The sequence below is a fragment of the Massilia sp. UBA6681 genome (genome assembly GCF_002454935.1).
Lineage (GTDB): Bacteria > Pseudomonadota > Gammaproteobacteria > Burkholderiales > Burkholderiaceae_D > Telluria > Telluria varians.
Genome location: NZ_DKJX01000098.1, coordinates 202,681 through 220,889, shown reverse-complemented (window position 1 = coordinate 220,889; position 18,209 = coordinate 202,681). Strand labels below are relative to the sequence as shown.

Annotated in this window: 19 protein-coding genes and 1 pseudogene; 19 read left to right on the top strand and 1 reads right to left on the bottom strand. The window is 62.7% G+C overall.

Annotation, left to right across the window (positions count from 1 at the left end):
• Positions 1 to 51 precede the first annotated feature (51 nt).
• The 6 genes from B2R83_RS18895 (at position 52) to B2R83_RS18870 (ending at position 5,646) form a co-directional block, all read left to right on the top strand.
• Positions 52 to 801 carry an ABC transporter ATP-binding protein gene (locus B2R83_RS18895; protein ID WP_292044159.1) on the top strand — a complete coding sequence of 250 codons (750 nt, stop codon included), beginning with the start codon at positions 52 to 54 and terminating at the stop codon, positions 799 to 801.
• On the top strand, positions 798 to 1,505 hold the full coding sequence (locus B2R83_RS18890) for an ABC transporter ATP-binding protein (protein ID WP_292044158.1): 708 nt from the start codon (positions 798 to 800) through the stop codon (positions 1,503 to 1,505). The genes B2R83_RS18895 and B2R83_RS18890 overlap by 4 nt, the downstream gene beginning before the upstream one ends.
• Before the next feature lie 38 nt (positions 1,506 to 1,543).
• Entirely contained in the window at positions 1,544 to 2,737 is a 1,194-nt protein-coding gene (locus B2R83_RS18885) for an ABC transporter substrate-binding protein (RefSeq protein WP_292044157.1), read from the top strand.
• Between the two features lie 189 nt (positions 2,738 to 2,926).
• Positions 2,927 to 3,811: a branched-chain amino acid ABC transporter permease gene (locus B2R83_RS18880; protein WP_292044156.1), complete on the top strand. Its 885-nt coding sequence runs from the start codon at positions 2,927 to 2,929 to the stop codon at positions 3,809 to 3,811.
• A gap of 1 nt (position 3,812) precedes the next feature.
• Positions 3,813 to 4,790, top strand: a complete 978-nt coding sequence (locus B2R83_RS18875) for a branched-chain amino acid ABC transporter permease (protein ID WP_292044155.1) — start codon at positions 3,813 to 3,815, stop codon at positions 4,788 to 4,790.
• 34 nt (positions 4,791 to 4,824) lie between these two features.
• Positions 4,825 to 5,646, top strand: coding sequence for an alpha/beta fold hydrolase (locus B2R83_RS18870; RefSeq protein ID WP_292044154.1), 822 nt, complete (start codon positions 4,825 to 4,827; stop codon positions 5,644 to 5,646).
• Here B2R83_RS18870 and B2R83_RS18865 read toward each other — a convergent pair.
• A pseudogene (locus B2R83_RS18865) lies at positions 5,647 to 5,772 on the bottom strand (alcohol dehydrogenase); the annotation flags it as partial.
• A gap of 180 nt (positions 5,773 to 5,952) precedes the next feature.
• On the opposite strand from B2R83_RS18865, the gene B2R83_RS18860 reads away from it, so the two are divergent.
• The 13 genes from B2R83_RS18860 (at position 5,953) to atpD (ending at position 18,177) form a co-directional block, all read left to right on the top strand.
• Positions 5,953 to 6,723 carry a sulfite exporter TauE/SafE family protein gene (locus B2R83_RS18860; protein WP_292044210.1) on the top strand — a complete coding sequence of 257 codons (771 nt, stop codon included), beginning with the start codon at positions 5,953 to 5,955 and terminating at the stop codon, positions 6,721 to 6,723.
• 190 nt (positions 6,724 to 6,913) lie between these two features.
• Positions 6,914 to 8,845, top strand: a complete 1,932-nt coding sequence (gene mnmG, locus B2R83_RS18855) for a tRNA uridine-5-carboxymethylaminomethyl(34) synthesis enzyme MnmG (RefSeq protein ID WP_292044153.1) — start codon at positions 6,914 to 6,916, stop codon at positions 8,843 to 8,845.
• The gene (rsmG, locus tag B2R83_RS18850) at positions 8,842 to 9,489 is read left to right on the top strand and encodes a 16S rRNA (guanine(527)-N(7))-methyltransferase RsmG (protein WP_292044152.1); all 648 of its coding nucleotides are present in this window, start codon (positions 8,842 to 8,844) and stop codon (positions 9,487 to 9,489) included. Before mnmG ends, rsmG begins: the two co-directional genes overlap by 4 nt.
• A 108-nt stretch (positions 9,490 to 9,597) precedes the next feature.
• A complete protein-coding gene (locus B2R83_RS18845) occupies positions 9,598 to 10,368 on the top strand; it encodes a ParA family protein (RefSeq protein ID WP_292044151.1) in 771 nt (256 codons plus the stop codon).
• Between the two features lie 23 nt (positions 10,369 to 10,391).
• Positions 10,392 to 11,264: a ParB/RepB/Spo0J family partition protein gene (locus B2R83_RS18840; RefSeq protein WP_292044150.1), complete on the top strand. Its 873-nt coding sequence runs from the start codon at positions 10,392 to 10,394 to the stop codon at positions 11,262 to 11,264.
• Positions 11,265 to 11,590: 326 nt separating this feature from the next.
• Positions 11,591 to 11,929: an ATP synthase subunit I gene (locus tag B2R83_RS18835; protein ID WP_285382386.1), complete on the top strand. Its 339-nt coding sequence runs from the start codon at positions 11,591 to 11,593 to the stop codon at positions 11,927 to 11,929.
• A gap of 3 nt (positions 11,930 to 11,932) precedes the next feature.
• Positions 11,933 to 12,766, top strand: coding sequence for a F0F1 ATP synthase subunit A (gene atpB, locus B2R83_RS18830; RefSeq protein ID WP_027864646.1), 834 nt, complete (start codon positions 11,933 to 11,935; stop codon positions 12,764 to 12,766).
• A gap of 86 nt (positions 12,767 to 12,852) precedes the next feature.
• Positions 12,853 to 13,095, top strand: a complete 243-nt coding sequence (gene atpE, locus B2R83_RS18825) for a F0F1 ATP synthase subunit C (protein ID WP_027864645.1) — start codon at positions 12,853 to 12,855, stop codon at positions 13,093 to 13,095.
• A gap of 76 nt (positions 13,096 to 13,171) precedes the next feature.
• Entirely contained in the window at positions 13,172 to 13,642 is a 471-nt protein-coding gene (locus B2R83_RS18820; RefSeq protein ID WP_027864644.1) for a F0F1 ATP synthase subunit B, read from the top strand.
• Between the two features lie 2 nt (positions 13,643 to 13,644).
• Positions 13,645 to 14,178 (top strand): F0F1 ATP synthase subunit delta, encoded by a 534-nt coding sequence (locus tag B2R83_RS18815; protein WP_292044149.1) that lies wholly within the window; start codon positions 13,645 to 13,647, stop codon positions 14,176 to 14,178.
• 76 nt (positions 14,179 to 14,254) lie between these two features.
• Entirely contained in the window at positions 14,255 to 15,796 is a 1,542-nt protein-coding gene (gene atpA, locus B2R83_RS18810) for a F0F1 ATP synthase subunit alpha (protein WP_036216821.1), read from the top strand.
• Between the two features lie 56 nt (positions 15,797 to 15,852).
• Positions 15,853 to 16,728 carry a F0F1 ATP synthase subunit gamma gene (atpG, locus tag B2R83_RS18805; RefSeq protein WP_292044148.1) on the top strand — a complete coding sequence of 292 codons (876 nt, stop codon included), beginning with the start codon at positions 15,853 to 15,855 and terminating at the stop codon, positions 16,726 to 16,728.
• A gap of 45 nt (positions 16,729 to 16,773) precedes the next feature.
• On the top strand, positions 16,774 to 18,177 hold the full coding sequence (gene atpD, locus B2R83_RS18800; protein ID WP_027864640.1) for a F0F1 ATP synthase subunit beta: 1,404 nt from the start codon (positions 16,774 to 16,776) through the stop codon (positions 18,175 to 18,177).
• Positions 18,178 to 18,209 lie beyond the last annotated feature (32 nt).

Below are 18,209 nucleotides of genomic sequence, written 5' to 3'. Positions count from 1 at the left end.
AAGCAGTCCTTAGCAGTCCTGTCGATCGCAGCACCACGTGTTGGAGAATCAATGGCGGATGTCATCCTGGAGACGAACAAGCTCACCAAGGTGTTCAAGGGATTCACGGCAGTCAGCGAGGTCAGCCTCCAGGTCGAACGCGGCCACATCCACGCCCTGATCGGCCCGAACGGCGCCGGCAAGACCACCTGCTTCAACCTGCTCACCCGTTTCCTGGCGCCGACGTCCGGCCAGATCCTCTTCAACGGGCGCGACATCACGGGCGCCCGGCCCGCCCGGATCGCGCGCATGGGCATCATCCGTTCCTTCCAGATTTCCGCCGTCTTTCCGCACATGACGGTGCTCGAGAACGTACGCATCGGCCTGCAGCGCCAGCTCGGCACCAGCTTTCACTTCTGGCGCAGCAGCCGCTCGCTGGATCGCCTGAACGAGCGCGCACTCGCCCTGCTGGCCGAAGTCGGCCTGGACAGTTTTGCCGACACCATGACCGCCGACCTGCCATATGGCCGCAAGCGCGCCCTGGAAATCGCCACCACGCTGGCAATGGAGCCGGAACTGATGCTGCTGGACGAGCCGACCCAGGGCATGGGCCATGAAGATGTCCACAGGGTGACCAAGCTGATCAAGAAGGTATCGGCGGGCCGCACCATCCTGATGGTCGAGCACAACATGAACGTGGTGGCCGGCATCTGCGACCGCATCTCGGTCCTGCAGCGCGGCGCCGTGCTGGCCGAAGGCAGCTATGCCGAGGTGTCGCGCAACCCGCTGGTCGTGGAAGCCTACATGGGAGCGCAGCATTGAGCGCCGCCCTCGAGATCCGCGACCTGCACGCCTGGTACGGCGAATCGCACATCCTGCATGGGATCAGCCTCGACGTGGCGCAGGGCGAAGTGGTGACCCTGCTGGGCCGTAACGGCGCCGGGCGCACCACGCTGCTGCGCGCCATCATGGGCTTGACCGGCCGGCGCAGCGGCGCGATCCGGGTGAACGGGGTCGAGTCGATCGGCCTGCCTACCCACCTTATCGCCCATCTCGGCATCGGCTACTGCCCCGAGGAGCGCGGCATTTTCTCCTCGCTGTCGGCGGAGGAAAACCTGCTGCTGCCGCCGCAACTGAAAGGGGCAGGGGCGGGATTGAGCGTCGACGAGATCTACGCGATGTTCCCCAACCTGTATGAGCGCCGCCACAGCCAGGGCACGCGCCTGTCGGGCGGCGAGCAGCAGATGCTGGCGGTCGCCCGCATCCTGCGCACCGGCGCGCGCCTGCTGCTGCTCGACGAGATTTCCGAAGGGCTGGCGCCGGTCATCGTGCAGAGCCTGGCGCGCACCATCAGGACCCTGAAAGAGAAGGGCTACACGATCGTCATGGTCGAACAGAATTTTCGTTTCGCCGCGCCGCTCGCGGACCGCTTCTACGTGGTCGAGCACGGCCAGGTGGTCGAGACCTTCGGCGCCGCCGAACTGGACAAGAAGATGCCGCTGCTGACCGAGCTGCTCGGCGTCTGAACATGTGAATAAACCCGCACACATCAAACGGAGACAACATGAAACGCACCGCCCTTGCCCTCGCTGCCGCTTTTGTCACCATGTCCGCCCAAGCCCAGATCTCGGGCGATGTCGTCAAGATCGGCTTCATCACCGACCTGTCCGGCGTGTATTCGGACGTCGACGGCAACGGCGGGGCGGAAGCGATCCGCATGGCGATCGCCGACGTGAAAGGCGCCATCAACGGCAAGAAGATCCAGCTGGTGGTGGCGGACCACCAGAACAAGCCGGACATTGCCGCCTCCAAGGCGCGCGAATGGTTCGACCAGCAGGGCGTCGACCTGCTCATCGGCGGCACCAATTCCGGCGCCAGCCTGGCGATGGCCAAGGTGGCCGCGGAAAAGAAAAAGGTGTTCATCGCGATCGGTTCCGGCACCGCGCAGCTGACCAACGAACAATGCACGCCCTACACCGTCCACTACGCCTACGACACCGTGGCGCTGGCGCGCGGCACCGGCGCGGCCATGCTCAAGCAGGGCGGCAAGTCCTGGTACTTCCTGACCGCCGACTACGCCTTCGGCCAGTCGCTCGAGAAGGACACGGCCGACGTCGTCAAGGCGGGCGGCGGCACCGTGGTGGGCAGCGTCAAGCACCCGCTGTCGGCCTCGGACTTCTCGTCCTTCCTGCTGCAGGCGCAGGCTTCCAAGGCGCAGGTGCTGGGCATGGCCAATGCCGGCGGTGACCTGATCAATGCGGTGAAGGCGGCCAACGAATTCGGCCTGACGAAGAAGATGAAGGTGGCCGGCCTGCTGGTGTTCATCAACGACGTCCACACCCTGGGCCTGAACACGACGCAGGGCATGTACCTGACCGACGGCTGGTACTGGGACCGCACTCCGGAGTCCCGTACCTGGGCCAAGCGCTATTTTGCCAAGATGAAGAAGCAGCCCTCGATGCTGCAGGCCGGCGATTACTCGGCCACCATGCAGTACTTGAATGCGGTGAAAGCCCTGGGTACCGACAATGCCGAGAAGGTGATGGCGCACCTGAAAGCCACGCCGATCAACGACATGTTCGCCAGGAACGGCACGATCCGTCCGGATGGGCGCATGGTGCACGACATGTACCTGATGCAGGTGAAGACGCCGCAGGAATCGAAGGGCGCGTGGGACTACTACAAGGTGGTCGCCACCATTCCGGGGGACCAGGCTTATACGAAGAAGGCCGAGACCAAGTGCGCGTTGTGGAAGTGAAGCTTTCTACTGCACTTTGTTAGCACCACTAACAGCAGATCCGTCATCCCGGCGCAGGCCGGGATCCAATTTTTTCATGCGTACCGGCAGCGCTACGAAATTGGGTTCCGGCCTTCGCCGGAACGACGTTTTGTAGCCGCGGGACTGACGTAAAGCGTCGTCACATGTCCCGTTAGAACAAAGCGAAACATGGACATCTTCGGCATCCCCCACCAAGCCCTGCTGAGCCAGCTCCTGCTCGGCCTGGTCAACGGCTCCTTCTACGCCATGCTCTCGCTGGGCCTGGCCGTCATCTTCGGCCTGCTGAACGTCATCAACTTCTCGCACGGTGCGCTGTACATGATGGGCGCCTTTGCCGCCTACATCGGCGTCACCAGTTTCGGCCTGAACTACTGGGTGATGCTGCTAGTCGCCCCGCTGCTGGTCGGCCTGTTCGGCATCCTGGTCGAGCGCACGATGCTGCGCTGGCTGTACCAGCTCGACCACCTCTACGGCCTGCTGCTGACCTTCGGCATCACGCTGCTGCTGGAAGGCGTGTTCCGCTCCTTCTTCGGGGTCTCGGGCCAGACCCTGGACGTGCCGGAACAGCTGGCCGGGGCCACCGACCTCGGCTTCATGATCCTGCCGAACTACCGCGCCTGGGTGGTCGCCGCCTCGCTGTTCGTGTGCCTGTCCACCTGGTTCGTGATCGAAAAGACCCGTCTGGGTGCCTACCTGCGCGCCGGTACCGAGAACCCGAAGCTGGTCGAGGCCTTCGGCATCAACGTGCCGCTGATGGTCACGCTCACCTATGGCTTCGGCGTGGCCCTTGCCGGCTTCGCGGGTGTGCTGGCGGCGCCGGTCATCAACGTCACGCCGCTGATGGGCTCGAACCTGATCATCGTCGTCTTCGCGGTGGTCGTCATCGGCGGCATGGGCTCGATCCTCGGCGCGATCCTGACCGGCCTGGCCCTCGGCGTGATCGAAGGCCTGACCCGCGTGTTCTATCCGGAAGGCTCGGAAGTGGTGGTGTTCGTCGTGATGGTGATCGTCCTGCTGCTGCGTCCGGCCGGACTGTTTGGCAAGGAACGATGAGATGAACAAGAAGATCGCTTACCTCCTCGCGCTGGTGCTGTTCCTGGCGGCGCCCTTCCTGGCCTATCCGGTGTTCCTGATGAAGTTGCTGTGCTTCGCCCTGTTCGCCTGCGCCTTCAACCTCCTGATCGGTTTTACCGGACTGCTGTCCTTCGGCCATGCCGCTTTTTTCGGCAGCGCTGGCTATGTGACCGGACACCTGCTGGCGGTCGTGGGGCTGCCGACCGAGTTCGGCATCGTGCTGGGCGTGGCGGCCTCTAGCCTGCTGGGCCTGATCATCGGCGCGCTGGCGATCCGCCGGCAGGGCATCTACTTCTCGATGATCACGCTGGCGCTGGCCCAGATGGTCTATTTCGCGGCGCTGCGTTCCCCCTTTACCCACGGCGAGGATGGCTTGCAGGGCGTGCCGCGCGCGCGCTTGTTCGGCCTGCTGGACCTGTCGAACGACCTGGCGATGTACTACCTGGTGCTGGCGATCGCCGTGGCCGGCTTCCTGCTCATCGTTCGTATCGTCCGGTCGCCCTTCGGCCAGGTGCTCAAGGCGATCAAGGAAAACGAGGCGCGCGCCGTCTCGCTGGGCTACGAGGTGGACCGCTACAAGCTGCTGGCCTTCGTGCTCTCGGCAAGCCTGGCAGGGCTTGCTGGCGCCACCAAGACGGTGGTGCTGGGCTTCGAGACGCTGACCGACGTGCACTGGACCATGTCGGGGCTGGTGGTCCTGATGACGCTCGTGGGCGGCATGGGAACCCTGGCCGGGCCCATCCTCGGCGCCTTCCTCGTCATCGCGCTGGAGAACAAGCTGGGCGACGTCGGCGGCTGGCTGGCGGAACAGTCGGGCGTGGCCTGGTTCGGGACGCTCGGCGAGTCGGTAGGCATGGTGACGGGCCTGATCTTCATTGTCTGTGTTCTATTGTTCCGTCGTGGTATTGTTGGGGAACTAGGTGCGCTGCTCGAGCGTGGCCGCAAGGTCGCCACCTAGGGAAGGGCGGCTGCCCATTGCACGCGGAGCGGACATGAAGCTGGAATCCCATTACGTCGACGTACACGGCCTGCGCATGCATTACGTCAGCGCGGGCGAAGGCCCGGCCGTGATCCTGATGCACGGTTTTCCGGACACCCATGCGATCTGGCGGCTCCAGGTCCCGGCGCTGGCTGCCAGGGGTTTCCGGGTCATCGCGCCCGACATGCGCGGCTACGGCAAGACCGACGCCCCGCCTGCTACTGGCGCCTACGCCATCGAATTCCTGTGCGCCGACATCCTCGGCCTGATGGACCAGCTCGGCCTGGACAAGGCCTCGCTCGTGGGCCACGACTGGGGCGGGCTGGTCGGCTGGCAGCTGTGCATGAATGCCCCGCAGCGCTTCGAGCGTTTCGTCGCCCTGTCCACCGGACACCCGGCGGCGATCGCCAATGCCGGCGTCACCCAGCAAATGCGCTTCTGGTACATCCTGGGTTTCCTGATGCCGGTGGTGGCCGAACACGCGATCCGCGCCAACGACTGGTTCTTCCTGCGCCAGATGACGCGCCGTCCGGAACAGGTGGCGATCTGGCGCGCCGCGCTGGAGCCGGAAGGGCGCCTGACGGCGGCGCTGAACTACTACCGCGCCAACCTCAAGCTGGGCCGCCCGCACCACTGGCGCCCGGTCGAAGTGCCGGTGATGGGCGTCTGGAGCGACCGCGACCCGGCGCTGGGCGAGAAGCAGATGCTGGATTCGGTCCACCACTGCCGCGCGGGCTTCCGCTACGAGCGCCTGAGCGGGGCGGGGCACTGGATGCAGCTGTCGGCGACGGAGCGCCTCAACGCCCTGCTGCTCGACTTCCTGCGGACTTCGTAAAGCAGCGGCGTAGATGGCACGTGCATCGGCGCGCGTGACTTCCCGTGGGTTGTTGCCGAGCAGTCTGGTTTGCAGCATGGCCTCGTCGGCCAGACGCTCGAGGTCGGCTTCCGTGATGCCGACCTGGCGCCCGTCGTCCTGGTTTGTTGCATCGCAACAACGAGCGCCTCTGGTCCGATCCTCTTCACTGCCGGTTGCATTGGATACGACGCTCGCTGTTCTCCTGTGCTGTCGGACAAGCTTAACCCGTCCGTTCCCTTGCCACTGCCTTACAATGCAGCCTCTGCATTCCTCCCACGTTTTCCCATGATTGATTTTGCTTGGCTCGGCGTTGCTGCCTTCACCGCCGGGCTGGTCGATGCCGTCGTCGGCGGCGGCGGCCTGATCCAGATTCCCGCGATTTTCTCTGTGTTGCCGAAAGAGGTTCCCGCGACGCTGCTGGGAACCAACAAGTTCGCCAGCATCTTCGGCACCAGTGCCGCCGCCGTGAGTTACGCGCGGCGGGTGAGGGTGGCGTGGAGCACCGCAGCGCCGGCCGCGCTGGCGGCCTTCGCGCTGTCCTTCGCCGGCGCCTGGACCGTGACGCGGGTGCCGGCGGACTTTGTACGTACGCTCTTGCCGATCATCCTGGTGGCGGTGGCCGTTTACACCTTCAAGAAGAAGGACCTCGGTTCGGTGCATGCACCAGTGCACAGCGGACTGGCGGAGCGCTACTGGGCCATCGGCATCGGCGCAGCGATCGGCTTCTATGATGGTTTCTTTGGACCGGGCACCGGCAGCTTCCTGATCTTCCTGTTCGTGCGCTTCTTCGGCTTCGATTTCCTGAGCGCTTCCGCAGCGGCGAAGATCGTCAATGTCGCCTGTAACTTCTCGGCCCTGCTGTGGTTCGGCTACAGCGGTCACCTGCTGTGGCAGCTCGGCTTGATGATGGCGGCGTGCCAGGTTGCCGGTTCGCTGATCGGCACCAGGTTAGCGCTGAAGCATGGCAGCGGGTTTGTGCGCAAGCTGTTCCTGGTTGTTGTGTCGGGACTGATCCTGAAAACCGCTTACGATGCCTTCACTAGGATCGGTTGGTGATTGTTCCACGTGAAACAGCAAAGCCGGGTTCGCCCGGCTTTTTGTTTTTTGTTCCACGTGAAACACTTGGGCGACGGTCCGGCTAAATGTTCCACGTGAAACAAAATCTGTCGTTTTCAGCCCCCTAAAAGCTTCCGCAAGAAAAAAGAATCTATAATCGCGCATTAGACTCCTCGCCTCACTCTCCATCATGCTATTTCCTACTGAATTCGACGTCATCGTCGTCGGCGGCGGCCATGCCGGTACCGAGGCCGCACTTGCGTCCGCACGCACGGGTCAGAAGACCCTGCTGCTGACCCACAACATCGAAACCCTCGGCGCCATGTCGTGCAACCCATCGATTGGCGGCATCGGCAAGGGCCACCTCGTCAAGGAAGTCGACGCCCTCGGCGGCGCCATGGCAATTGCCACCGACGAATCGGGCATCCAGTTCCGCATCCTGAACTCGTCCAAGGGCCCGGCCGTGCGCGCCACTCGCGCCCAGGCCGACCGCATGCTGTACAAGCAGGCGATCCGCTCGCGCCTGGAAAACCAGCCGAACCTGTGGCTGTTCCAGCAGGCCGTGGAAGACCTGATGCTGGAAGGCGACCGCGTGGTCGGCGCCGTCACCCAGGTCGGACTGAAGTTCCGTGCCCGCGCCGTGGTCCTCACCGCCGGCACTTTCCTGGACGGGAAGATCCACGTCGGCCTGCAGAACTACTCGGGCGGCCGCGCCGGCGATCCGCCCGCGGTCTCGCTGTCGAGCCGCCTGAAGGAACTCAAGCTGCCGCAGGGCCGCCTGAAGACCGGCACGCCGCCGCGCATCGACGGCCGCAGCATCGACTTCTCGGTCTTGTCGGAACAGCCGGGCGACCTCGATCCGGTGCCGGTGTTTTCGGTCATGGGCAATGCCGCCATGCACCCGCGCCAGGTACCGTGCTGGGTCACCCACACCAACGAGAAGACCCACGAGATCATCCGCAACGGCCTGGATCGCAGCCCGATGTACACCGGCGTGATCGAGGGCGTGGGCCCGCGCTACTGCCCCTCGATCGAAGACAAGATCCACCGTTTTGCTTCGAAAGAGTCGCACCAGATCTTCCTGGAACCGGAAGGCTTGACGACCAACGAGTTCTACCCGAACGGGATCTCGACCAGCCTGCCGTTCGACGTGCAGCTGGAACTGGTGCGCTCGATGCGCGGCATGGAGAACGCTTTCATCCTGCGCCCCGGCTATGCGATCGAGTACGACTACTACGATCCGCGCGGCCTGAAGGCCTCGCTGGAAACCAGGTCGATCAAGGGCCTGTTCTTTGCCGGCCAGATCAACGGCACCACCGGCTATGAAGAAGCGGCCGCGCAAGGCCTGCTGGCCGGCTTGAACGCCGCGCTGCAGACCCAGGGCAAGGATGCCTGGACGCCGGGTCGCTCGGAAGCCTACCTCGGCGTGCTGGTCGACGACCTCACCACCCAGGGCGTGGCCGAGCCTTACCGCATGTTCACCAGCCGCGCCGAATACCGCCTGTCCCTGCGCGAGGACAATGCCGACATGCGCCTGACCGAGATCGGCCGCAAGCTCGGCATCGTCGGCGACGCCCAGTGGGCCGCCTTCGAGAACAAGCGCGAATCGGTGGCCCGCGAGCTCGAGCGCCTGCGCTCGACCTGGGTCAACCCGCGCATCCTGGCCGCCGCCGAATCCGAGCGCGTGGTGGGGCAGGCGATCGAACGCGAGTACAACCTGGCCGACCTGCTGCGCCGCCCGGGCGTGCAGTACGATACCCTGATGAGCATGACCGGGGTCGAAGGCCAGGCGCTGGCCGGCCCCGGTGTGGAAGACCCGGCGGTGAAGGAGCAGATCGAGATCCAGCTGAAGTACGCCGGCTACATCGACCGCCAGGCGCGCGAAGTCGAGCGTCATGACCACTACGAGAACCTGAAGCTGCCGGAAAACCTGAACTACCTGGACATCCAGGCCTTGTCCTTCGAGGTGCGCCAGAAGCTCGACAAGCAGCGTCCGGAAACCCTGGGCCAGGCTTCGCGCATATCGGGCGTCACCCCGGCGGCGATCTCGCTGCTGCTGGTGCACCTGAAAAAGCGCGGCGCCAAGGGCTTTACCAACGCGCCGGCGGAGCAGGCTGAATGAAATATTTCGACCGCGCCGCCTTGGCGCAGGTGCTGGCTGACGGCATCAAGGACATGCATCTCGACGTATCGGCAGCACAGCAGGACAAGCTGCTCGATTACCTGGCGCTGATGAACAAGTGGAATAGCGTCTACAACCTGACCTCGCTGCGCGACCCGATGCAGATGGTGACTCACCACCTGCTCGACTCGCTCGCGGCGGTGCCGGCCTTTGCGGAAGCCCGCAATGTGCTGGACGTCGGGGCAGGGGGCGGATTGCCGGGCGTGGTGCTCGCAATCTGCAGGCCAGGCATGAAATTGTCGATGATCGACACGGTCCACAAGAAAACCGCCTTCCTCAAGCAGGTGAAAGCGGAACTCGAGCTGACCAACGTCACCGTGCACACCATGAAGGTGCAGGAACTCGAAGTGAGCGACAAATTCGACGTGATTACTTCCCGCGCGTTTGCCGATCTCACGGATTTCCTGAACTGGTCCGGGCACCTGCTGGCCGAGGGCGGGAAATTCATCGCTTTGAAAGGCACGGCGCCGGCGGAAGAGCAGGAGCGCATCCCGGCGGAATGGAAAATTAGCGGTTTACAGCCATTGCAGGTTCCAAGGCTGGGCGCGGAGCGCCACCTCATATTTGTCGAGCGTTCGGCATAAACAAAATAAACCGTATAAACAGTTTATATCGTTTATAAAATACAAACCGTTTAAATTGTTTGTACGGTATGAACGATATATCACCTTGGCTTCCATGGACAAGAATAGATGGCGAAGATTTTTTGCGTAGCGAACCAGAAGGGCGGGGTCGGCAAGACCACCACCAGTGTGAACCTGGCGGCAGGCCTGGCCAAGCTGGACCAGCGCGTGCTGCTGGTCGACCTCGACCCGCAGGGCAATTCCACCATGGGCGCGGGCATCAACAAGGCCTCGCTCGAAGGTTCGATCTACCAGGTGCTGCTGGGTGAGCTCGATGTGCCCACCGCGCGCCTGCGTTCCGAGTCGGGGCGCTTCGACGTGCTGCCGGCCAACCGCGAGCTGGCCGGCGCCGAAGTCGAGATGGTGGCGCTCGAGAACCGCGAGCGCCGCCTGAAGGAGGCGCTCGCGGCGGTGGACAAGGACTACGACTTCATCCTGGTCGACTGCCCGCCGGCGCTGTCGCTGCTGACGCTCAATGGGCTGTGCGCGGCGCACGGCGTGATCATCCCGATGCAGTGCGAGTACTACGCGCTGGAGGGCCTGTCCGACCTGGTCAACACGATCAAGAAGGTGCACGCCAACCTGAACACCGACCTGCGCATCATCGGCCTGCTGCGGGTGATGTTCGACCCGCGCATGACCCTGTCGCAGCAGGTGTCGAGCCAGCTCGAGCAGCACTTCGGCGACAAGGTGTTCAAGACCATCATTCCGCGCAACGTGCGCCTGGCCGAGGCCCCGTCGTATGGCATGCCGGGCGTGGTGTTCGACCCGTCCTCGAAGGGCGCGCAGGCGTACATCGCCTTCGGCGCCGAGATGGTCGAGCGCATCAAGACCATGTGATTACAAAACTAGCTGACATAACTATGGCAACCAAAAAACTCAAAGGTTTGGGGCGCGGCCTCGACGCACTGCTCGGCGGCGACAGCCAGCCCGCGCCTAGTAAAGCCCCCTCGTCGCTGCCGATCACCCAGATCCAGGCCGGCAAGTACCAGCCGCGTACCCGCATGGACGAAACCTCGCTGAGCGAGCTGGCGGCCTCGATCAAGACCCAGGGCATCATGCAGCCGGTGCTGGTACGTCCGCTGCAGGAGGGGGCCCCGGTGCCGTACGAGATCATCGCCGGCGAGCGCCGCTTCCGCGCCGCCCAGATGGCCGGCCTGGACGAGATCCCGGTGCTGGTGCGCGAAGTCGACGACCAGTCGGCCGCCGCCATGGCCCTGATCGAGAACATCCAGCGCGAAGACCTGAACCCGCTCGAGGAAGCGCAGGGCATCCAGCGCCTGATCAACGATTTTCAGTTCACCCACGAGCAGGCCGCCGCGGCGGTCGGCCGTTCGCGCAGCGCGGTGTCGAACCTGCTGCGCCTGATTAACCTGGCCCAGCCGGTGCAAACCATGCTGATGGCCGGCGACATCGACATGGGCCATGCCCGGGCCCTGCTGGCGGTGGACAGCGCGAACCAGATCGCCCTGGCCAACCACGTGATCGCCAAGCGCCTGTCGGTGCGCGAGACCGAGAAGCTGGTGGCCCGTGCGCTCGAGGAGCAGTCGAGCCCGGCAACCCCGGCGCGCGCCAAGGACAAGCCGGGCGACATCGTGCGCCTGGAAGAGGAACTGTCGGACAAGCTTGCCACGCCGGTGATGTTCAAGATGGGGGCGAAGGGCAAGGGGCAGCTGATCATCGACTTTGCCGACCTCGACATCCTGGACGGCGTGCTGGCCCGCCTGCGTGCCTGAAATGTGTCTTGGCGCGGGGGCGCCGATCTTGTCAAGCCCGCGCCGGAACTGACGTATGCATGCCACGTTCGCTCACCGAATCGACTGTTTGACCGCGTGGGCGGGAGACCTGTCCACGCTGCGCAAGTCAGGACTGGCTCATCAGTTAAGTGACTGAAAATATGGGGAAAAGCGATTCCCCAATGTTGCTCCCATCACATCTTTACGCAGCAGTTATAAGCGCGGAATCGTTTGACTCGCGTCCGTATAACCACTTATAATCCCGCTGATTCATGTAATTACCACATCGTAACTGTCCGATTGCGCGGCGAGAAACCAGAACAAAAATGTTGCGCATCGTCTCCCTGCAATTGATTGCAACAGTAGTCGCAGGCGTCATCGCCGCACTGCTGGGGGGATGGTCTGCGATGTTTTCGGCAGTACTGGGCGGTTTGTGTTGTGTAGTGCCCAACGGAATCATGGCAATAAGGCTGTTCGCCAATGCTCACCGAGCCGGTGGCGCCAGTCCTGCAACATTCTTCATCTGGGAATTTATAAAGATTGCTCTCACGCTGGCGCTCTTGGGCGCTACCGCGTGGCTGTACCACGATCTGAACTGGCTGGCGCTACTTGCCGGGTTTGTCGTGGCGCTGAAAAGTTACATATTCTTATTATTTAGGCACTGAAAAATGGCGACTCCAACCGACGGCGCAGCGCACGCGCCCACCGCTTCAGAATACATCAAGCACCACCTGGGCCATCTGTCGAACCACCATCAGGACAGCCCGGTCGACTTCTCGATCCTGCACTACGACACGATTTTCTGGTCGATCGCCATGGGCGTTCTCGGCTGCCTGATCATGTGGATGGCCGCGCGTAAAGCCACCTCGGGCGTACCGGGCCGCTTCCAGGCTGCCGTCGAGATGCTGGTCGAGATGGTTGAAGACCAGTCGAAGTCGATCGTCCACGGCGACCGCAGCTTCATTGCCCCGCTGGCGCTCACCGTGTTCGTCTGGGTCGCCCTGATGAACTCGCTCGACTTCCTGCCGGTCGACATGTTCGCATTGGCCTTCAGCGCCCTGGGCGTGGAGCACATCTTCCCGTATCACCGCGTCGTTCCCACCGCCGACCTGAACGGCACCATCGGCATTTCGCTGGGCGTGCTGCTCCTGATGTTCTACTACAGCATCAAGGTCAAGGGCCTGGGCGGCTGGATTCACGAACTGTTCGCAGCACCGTTCGGCATCGCCATGGCGCCGTTCAACCTGCTCCTGAACATCATCGAATACGCAGCAAAAATGGTGTCGCTCGGTATGCGACTGTTCGGCAACATGTTCGCCGGCGAGCTGCTGTTCCTATTGATCGCTCTGCTGGGCTCGACCGCTACCGTCTTCGGTTTCGTCGGCCACGTGATTGCTGGCTCGATCTGGGCGATCTTCCACATCCTGATCGTGTTCCTGCAGGCATTCATCTTCATGATGCTGACGCTGGTGTACCTCGGTCAGGCCCATGAAGGCCACTGATCGGCGCCGCAAGCATCGAACAGATAGTGGTTGTAAAGAAGTTGTAGTTTTTAATCTAGTTTTTAAATTAACTTTTGGAGTTACACATGACTGACCTTTCTTTTGTTGCACTGGCTTGCGGTTTGATCATCGGTCTGGGCGCTATCGGTGCTTGCATCGGCATCGCTCTGATGGGCGGTAAATACCTGGAAGCCTCTGCACGTCAGCCAGAACTGATGAACACCCTGCAGACCAAGATGTTCCTGCTGGCCGGTCTGATCGACGCGGCATTCCTGATCGGCGTCGGTATCGCCATGCTGTTCGCGTTCGCTAACCCGTTCACCGGCTAAGACACACGTCTTGACGCATTGAAGAGCCGAACCGGGTCCGGTTCGGCATCCGTGTTTCTGTAATAAGGAAAATACCGTGAACCTTAACGCAACGATGTTTGCACAGCTCGTGGTCTTCCTCATCCTGGCCGCCTTCACGATGAAGTTCGTGTGGCCGCCGCTGATGAAAGCACTCGACGAGCGTGCTGAGAGGATTGCGAATGGCTTGGCAGCTGCCGATCGTGGCAAGGCCGACCTGGCCGCCGCAGAAAAGCGTGTGCAGGCTGAAATGGCCGGCGCCCGTGACGAAGTCCAGAAGCGCATCGCCGACGCTGAAAAGCGCGCTGCCCAGATCATCGACGCAGCCAAGGCAACCGCTGCCGAAGAAGCCGCCCGTATCGTCGCTGCAGCCCAGGCCGACGCCGAGCAGCAAGTGACCCGCGCCCGCGAAGAACTGCGCGCACAGGTCGCCTCGCTGGCAGTGCAAGGCGCCGAGCAGATCCTGAAGCGTGAAGTGAACCCAGCGGTCCACGCCGACCTGCTGTCGAAACTGTCGACCGAGCTCTGATCATGGCTGAACTCGCAACCGTCGCCCGCCCTTACGCCGAAGCGCTGTTCCGTGTCGCCCAGTCGGGCGACATGGCCGCCTGGTCGGCCGTCACTGCCGAGCTGGGCCAGATCGGCGCCAACCCGGACGTGCAGGCTTTTGCCGGCAACCCGAACGTCACGCACGCCCAGCTGGCCGACACGATTGCGTCCCTGGTCAAGTCGCCGCTGAATGCTGAAGCGAAGAACTTTATCGCGATGCTGGCCGAAAACGGCCGCGTCACCCTGCTGCCCGAAATCGCCGCCCAGTTCGCGGTACTGAAGAACGCCAACGAAGGTGCCGCCGATGCGGAGATCGTCAGCGCCTTCGAGATCTCGGGTGACCAGCTGGCCCAGTTGGTCGCAACGCTGGAAAAGAAATTTGGCCGCAAGCTGAACCCAACGGTAACAGTGGATCCTTCGCTGATCGGTGGTGTGCGCGTGGTCGTCGGCGACGAAGTGCTCGATACCTCGGTACGCGCCAAGCTGCAACAGATGCATGTTGCGCTGGTGTCCTAATCGATCGATATCTAGCAGCACGCGCCGGCGCTAGTGCCCTTGCCCTACGCATCAAAAACATTTGGAGTTAGCACTCATGCAACTTAATTCTTCTGAAATCAGCGAACTGATCAAGAGCCGCATCCAGGGTCTGGAAGGTTCGGCTGAAGTTCGCAATCAAGGCACGGTGATCTCCGTCGCCGACGGTATCTGCCGCATCCATGGTCTGTCGGACGTGATGCAGGGCGAGATGCTGGAATTCCCTGGCAACACCTTCGGCCTGGCGATGAACCTCGAGCGCGACTCCGTCGGCGCCGTCATCCTGGGCGCCTACGAGCACATCTCGGAAGGCGACACCGTCAAGACCACCGGCCGCATCCTGGAAGTGCCGATCGGTCCCGAACTGCGTGGCCGCGTGGTCAATGCACTGGGCCAGCCGATCGACGGCAAGGGTCCGATCGCCACCACCCTGACCGCACCGATCGAAAAGATCGCTCCGGGCGTCATCGCCCGTGAATCGGTCTCGCAGCCGATGCAGACCGGCATCAAATCGATCGACGCGATGGTGCCGATCGGCCGTGGCCAGCGTGAGCTGATCATCGGCGACCGCCAAACTGGTAAGTCCGCTGTCGCAGTCGACGCGATCATCAACCAGAAGGGCCAGGGCGTCACCTGCGTGTACGTCGCAATTGGCCAGAAGGCTTCGACCATCAAGAACATCGTCCGCTCGCTGGAACAGCACGGCGCGATGGAGTACACCATCGTTGTCGCCGCTTCCGCTTCGGAATCGGCTGCGATGCAGTACATCTCGGCCTACTCGGGCTGCGCCATGGGCGAATACTTCCGCGACCGCGGCGAAGACGCGCTGATCGTGTACGACGACCTGTCGAAGCAGGCAGTCGCCTACCGCCAGATCTCGCTGCTGCTGCGCCGTCCGCCGGGCCGCGAAGCCTACCCGGGCGACGTGTTCTACCTGCACAGCCGTCTGCTGGAGCGCGCAGCACGCGTGAACGCCGACTACGTCGAGAAGTTCACCAACGGCGCCGTCACCGGCAAGACCGGTTCGCTGACCGCACTGCCGATCATCGAAACCCAGGCAGGCGACGTCTCGGCATTCGTGCCGACCAACGTGATTTCGATTACCGACGGCCAGATCTTCCTGGAGACCTCGCTGTTCAACGCCGGTATCCGTCCTGCGATCAACGCAGGTATCTCGGTCTCCCGCGTCGGTGGCGCAGCCCAGACCAAGGTCATCAAGGGCCTGTCGGGCGGTATCCGTACCGACCTGGCGCAGTACCGTGAACTGGCTGCGTTCGCGCAGTTCGCATCGGACCTGGACGAATCGACCCGCAAGCAGCTGGACCGCGGTGCACGCGTGACCGAACTGCTGAAGCAGCCGCAGTTCTCGCCGCTGTCGACCTCGCTGATGGCCGCATCGCTGTTCGCCGTCAACAAGGGCTACCTGGACGACATCGAAGTCAAGAAAGTCCTGCCGTTCGAGCAGGGCCTGCACAACTTCCTGAAGTCGAGCCACGCTGCGCTGCTGTCGAAGATCGACGAAACCAAGCAACTGGACAAGGACGGCGAAGCTGCGCTGTCGGCCGCCATTGCTGATTTCAAGAAATCCGGCGCATATTAATCGTCAAGCCGGCGCCGTGTGAGCACGGCGCCGGTGCGCGGAAGGAGTAAGGACTCATGGCAGTAGGCAAAGAGATTCGTGGCAAGATCAAGAGCGTAGAGAATACGAAGAAGATCACCAAGGCGATGGAAATGGTCGCCGCATCGAAAATGCGCAAGGCGCAGGACCGTATGCGCGCCGCCCGTCCCTACAGTGACAAGGTTCGTACCATCACCGCCAATCTGGCCGGCGCAAACCCGGAATACACGCACCCGTTCATGGCGCAAGCCAAGGGCGTGAAAGCGAAGGCCGTGGGTTTCATCGTCGTCACGACCGACAAGGGTCTGTGCGGCGGCATGAACACCAACGTGCTGCGCCAGGTGACGCTGAAGGCGCGCGAGATGGAGCAGGCAGGTAACACCGTCGAGGCAGTTGCCATCGGCAACAAGGGCCTGGGCTTCCTGAACCGCATGGGCATGAAAGTTGTTTCGCAAGCGACCCAGCTCGGCGATACGCCGCACCTGGACAAGCTGATCGGCCCGGTCAAGGTGATGCTGGACGCGTACCAGGAAGGCAAGCTCGACGCTGTCTACCTGTGCTACACCAAGTTCATCAACACGATGAAACAGGAACCGATGGTCGAGCAGCTGCTCCCGCTGCCGGCCAAGCACATGGAAGCGGACAAGGGCGGTATCAGCTGGGACTACATCTACGAACCGGAAGCGGCCGTCGTCATCGACGAACTGCTGGTGCGTTATGTGGAAGCGCTGGTGTACCAGGCCGTCGCCGAGAACCTGGCGTCCGAGCAGTCGGCGCGCATGGTGGCGATGAAGGCAGCGAGCGACAACGCCGGTAGTGTCATCAGCGACCTGAAGCTGGTCTACAACAAGACCCGCCAGGCAGCGATTACCAAAGAACTCTCCGAGATCGTTTCCGGCGCAGCAGCCGTCTAAGCGATCAAAGCACAAGAATTTAACTATATATCTGAAGGAACGAACATGGCTGATGGCAAAATCGTTCAGTGTATCGGCGCAGTGGTCGACGTGGAATTCCCGCGTAACGCCATGCCGAAAGTGTACGACGCACTGAAAATGGAAGGTTCGGAACTGACCCTGGAAGTCCAGCAGCAGCTGGGCGACGGCGTGGTCCGTACCATTGCACTGGGCAGCTCGGAAGGCCTGCGTCGCGGCATGATTATCCAGAACACCGGCAACCCGATCATGGTTCCGGTCGGCACCCCGACCCTGGGCCGCATCATGGACGTGCTGGGCAACCCGATCGACGAATGCGGTCCGGTCAGCCACGAGCGCATGGCATCGATCCACCGCGATGCGCCGGCCTACGACGAGCTGTCGCCGTCGACCGACCTGCTGGAAACCGGCATCAAGGTGATCGACCTGGTCTGCCCGTTCGCCAAAGGCGGTAAGGTCGGCCTGTTCGGCGGCGCCGGCGTCGGCAAGACCGTCAACATGATGGAACTGATCAACAACATCGCGAAGGCGCACTCGGGTCTGTCCGTGTTCGCCGGCGTGGGTGAGCGTACCCGTGAAGGTAACGACTTCTACCACGAGATGGCGGACGCCAAGGTCGTCGACCTGGAAAACCCGACCAACTCGAAAGTGGCGATGGTCTACGGCCAGATGAACGAACCGCCGGGCAACCGTCTGCGCGTCGCGCTGACCGGCCTGACCATGGCGGAAGCCTTCCGTGACGAAGGCAAGGACGTTCTGTTCTTCGTCGACAACATCTACCGTTACACCCTGGCCGGTACCGAAGTGTCGGCACTGCTGGGCCGTATGCCGTCCGCGGTGGGCTACCAGCCGACCCTGGCCGAAGAAATGGGCCGCCTGCAGGAGCGTATTACCTCGACCAAGACCGGTTCGATCACCTCGATCCAGGCCGTGTACGTCCCTGCGGATGACTTGACCGACCCGTCGCCGGCAACCACCTTCGCCCACCTGGACTCGACCGTCGTTCTGTCGCGTGACATCGCTTCGCTGGGTATCTACCCGGCAGTCGACCCGCTGGACTCGACCTCGCGCCAGCTGGACCCGCTGGTCGTCGGTGAAGAGCACTACGCCACCGCGCGCGCCGTGCAGGGCACCCTGCAGCGCTACAAGGAACTGCGTGACATCATCGCGATTCTGGGCATGGACGAACTGGCGCCGGAAGACAAGCTGGTCGTCGCACGCGCTCGCAAGATGCAGCGTTTCCTGTCGCAGCCGTTCCACGTCGCTGAAGTGTTCACCGGCTCGCCGGGCAAGTACGTTTCGCTGAAAGACACGATCAAGGGCTTCAAGATGATCGCATCGGGCGAACTGGACCACCTGCCGGAGCAGGCCTTCTACATGGTCGGCACCATCGAGGAAGCAATCGAAAAGGCCAAGAAGCTGGCTGCCTAAAGAAATTTCGGAGAACCGTCGCGAGCGGCAGC

Bases quoted from the DNA above. Each gene is read 5' to 3' on its own strand.
- atpA (WP_036216821.1), top strand. From the start codon at position 14,255: ATGCAACTTAATTCTTCTGAAATCAGCGAACTGATCAAGAGCCGCATC.
- atpG (WP_292044148.1), top strand. From the start codon at position 15,853: ATGGCAGTAGGCAAAGAGATTCGTGGCAAGATCAAGAGCGTAGAGAAT.
- rsmG (WP_292044152.1), top strand. From the start codon at position 8,842: ATGAAATATTTCGACCGCGCCGCCTTGGCGCAGGTGCTGGCTGACGGC.
- B2R83_RS18870 (WP_292044154.1), top strand. From the start codon at position 4,825: ATGAAGCTGGAATCCCATTACGTCGACGTACACGGCCTGCGCATGCAT.
- atpE (WP_027864645.1), top strand. From the start codon at position 12,853: ATGACTGACCTTTCTTTTGTTGCACTGGCTTGCGGTTTGATCATCGGT.
- atpD (WP_027864640.1), top strand. From the start codon at position 16,774: ATGGCTGATGGCAAAATCGTTCAGTGTATCGGCGCAGTGGTCGACGTG.
- atpB (WP_027864646.1), top strand. From the start codon at position 11,933: ATGGCGACTCCAACCGACGGCGCAGCGCACGCGCCCACCGCTTCAGAA.
- mnmG (WP_292044153.1), top strand. From the start codon at position 6,914: ATGCTATTTCCTACTGAATTCGACGTCATCGTCGTCGGCGGCGGCCAT.
- B2R83_RS18815 (WP_292044149.1), top strand. From the start codon at position 13,645: ATGGCTGAACTCGCAACCGTCGCCCGCCCTTACGCCGAAGCGCTGTTC.
- B2R83_RS18835 (WP_285382386.1), top strand. From the start codon at position 11,591: ATGTTGCGCATCGTCTCCCTGCAATTGATTGCAACAGTAGTCGCAGGC.
- B2R83_RS18860 (WP_292044210.1), top strand. From the start codon at position 5,953: ATGATTGATTTTGCTTGGCTCGGCGTTGCTGCCTTCACCGCCGGGCTG.
- B2R83_RS18895 (WP_292044159.1), top strand. From the start codon at position 52: ATGGCGGATGTCATCCTGGAGACGAACAAGCTCACCAAGGTGTTCAAG.
- B2R83_RS18840 (WP_292044150.1), top strand. From the start codon at position 10,392: ATGGCAACCAAAAAACTCAAAGGTTTGGGGCGCGGCCTCGACGCACTG.
- B2R83_RS18845 (WP_292044151.1), top strand. From the start codon at position 9,598: ATGGCGAAGATTTTTTGCGTAGCGAACCAGAAGGGCGGGGTCGGCAAG.
- B2R83_RS18875 (WP_292044155.1), top strand. From the start codon at position 3,813: ATGAACAAGAAGATCGCTTACCTCCTCGCGCTGGTGCTGTTCCTGGCG.
- B2R83_RS18880 (WP_292044156.1), top strand. From the start codon at position 2,927: ATGGACATCTTCGGCATCCCCCACCAAGCCCTGCTGAGCCAGCTCCTG.
- B2R83_RS18885 (WP_292044157.1), top strand. From the start codon at position 1,544: ATGAAACGCACCGCCCTTGCCCTCGCTGCCGCTTTTGTCACCATGTCC.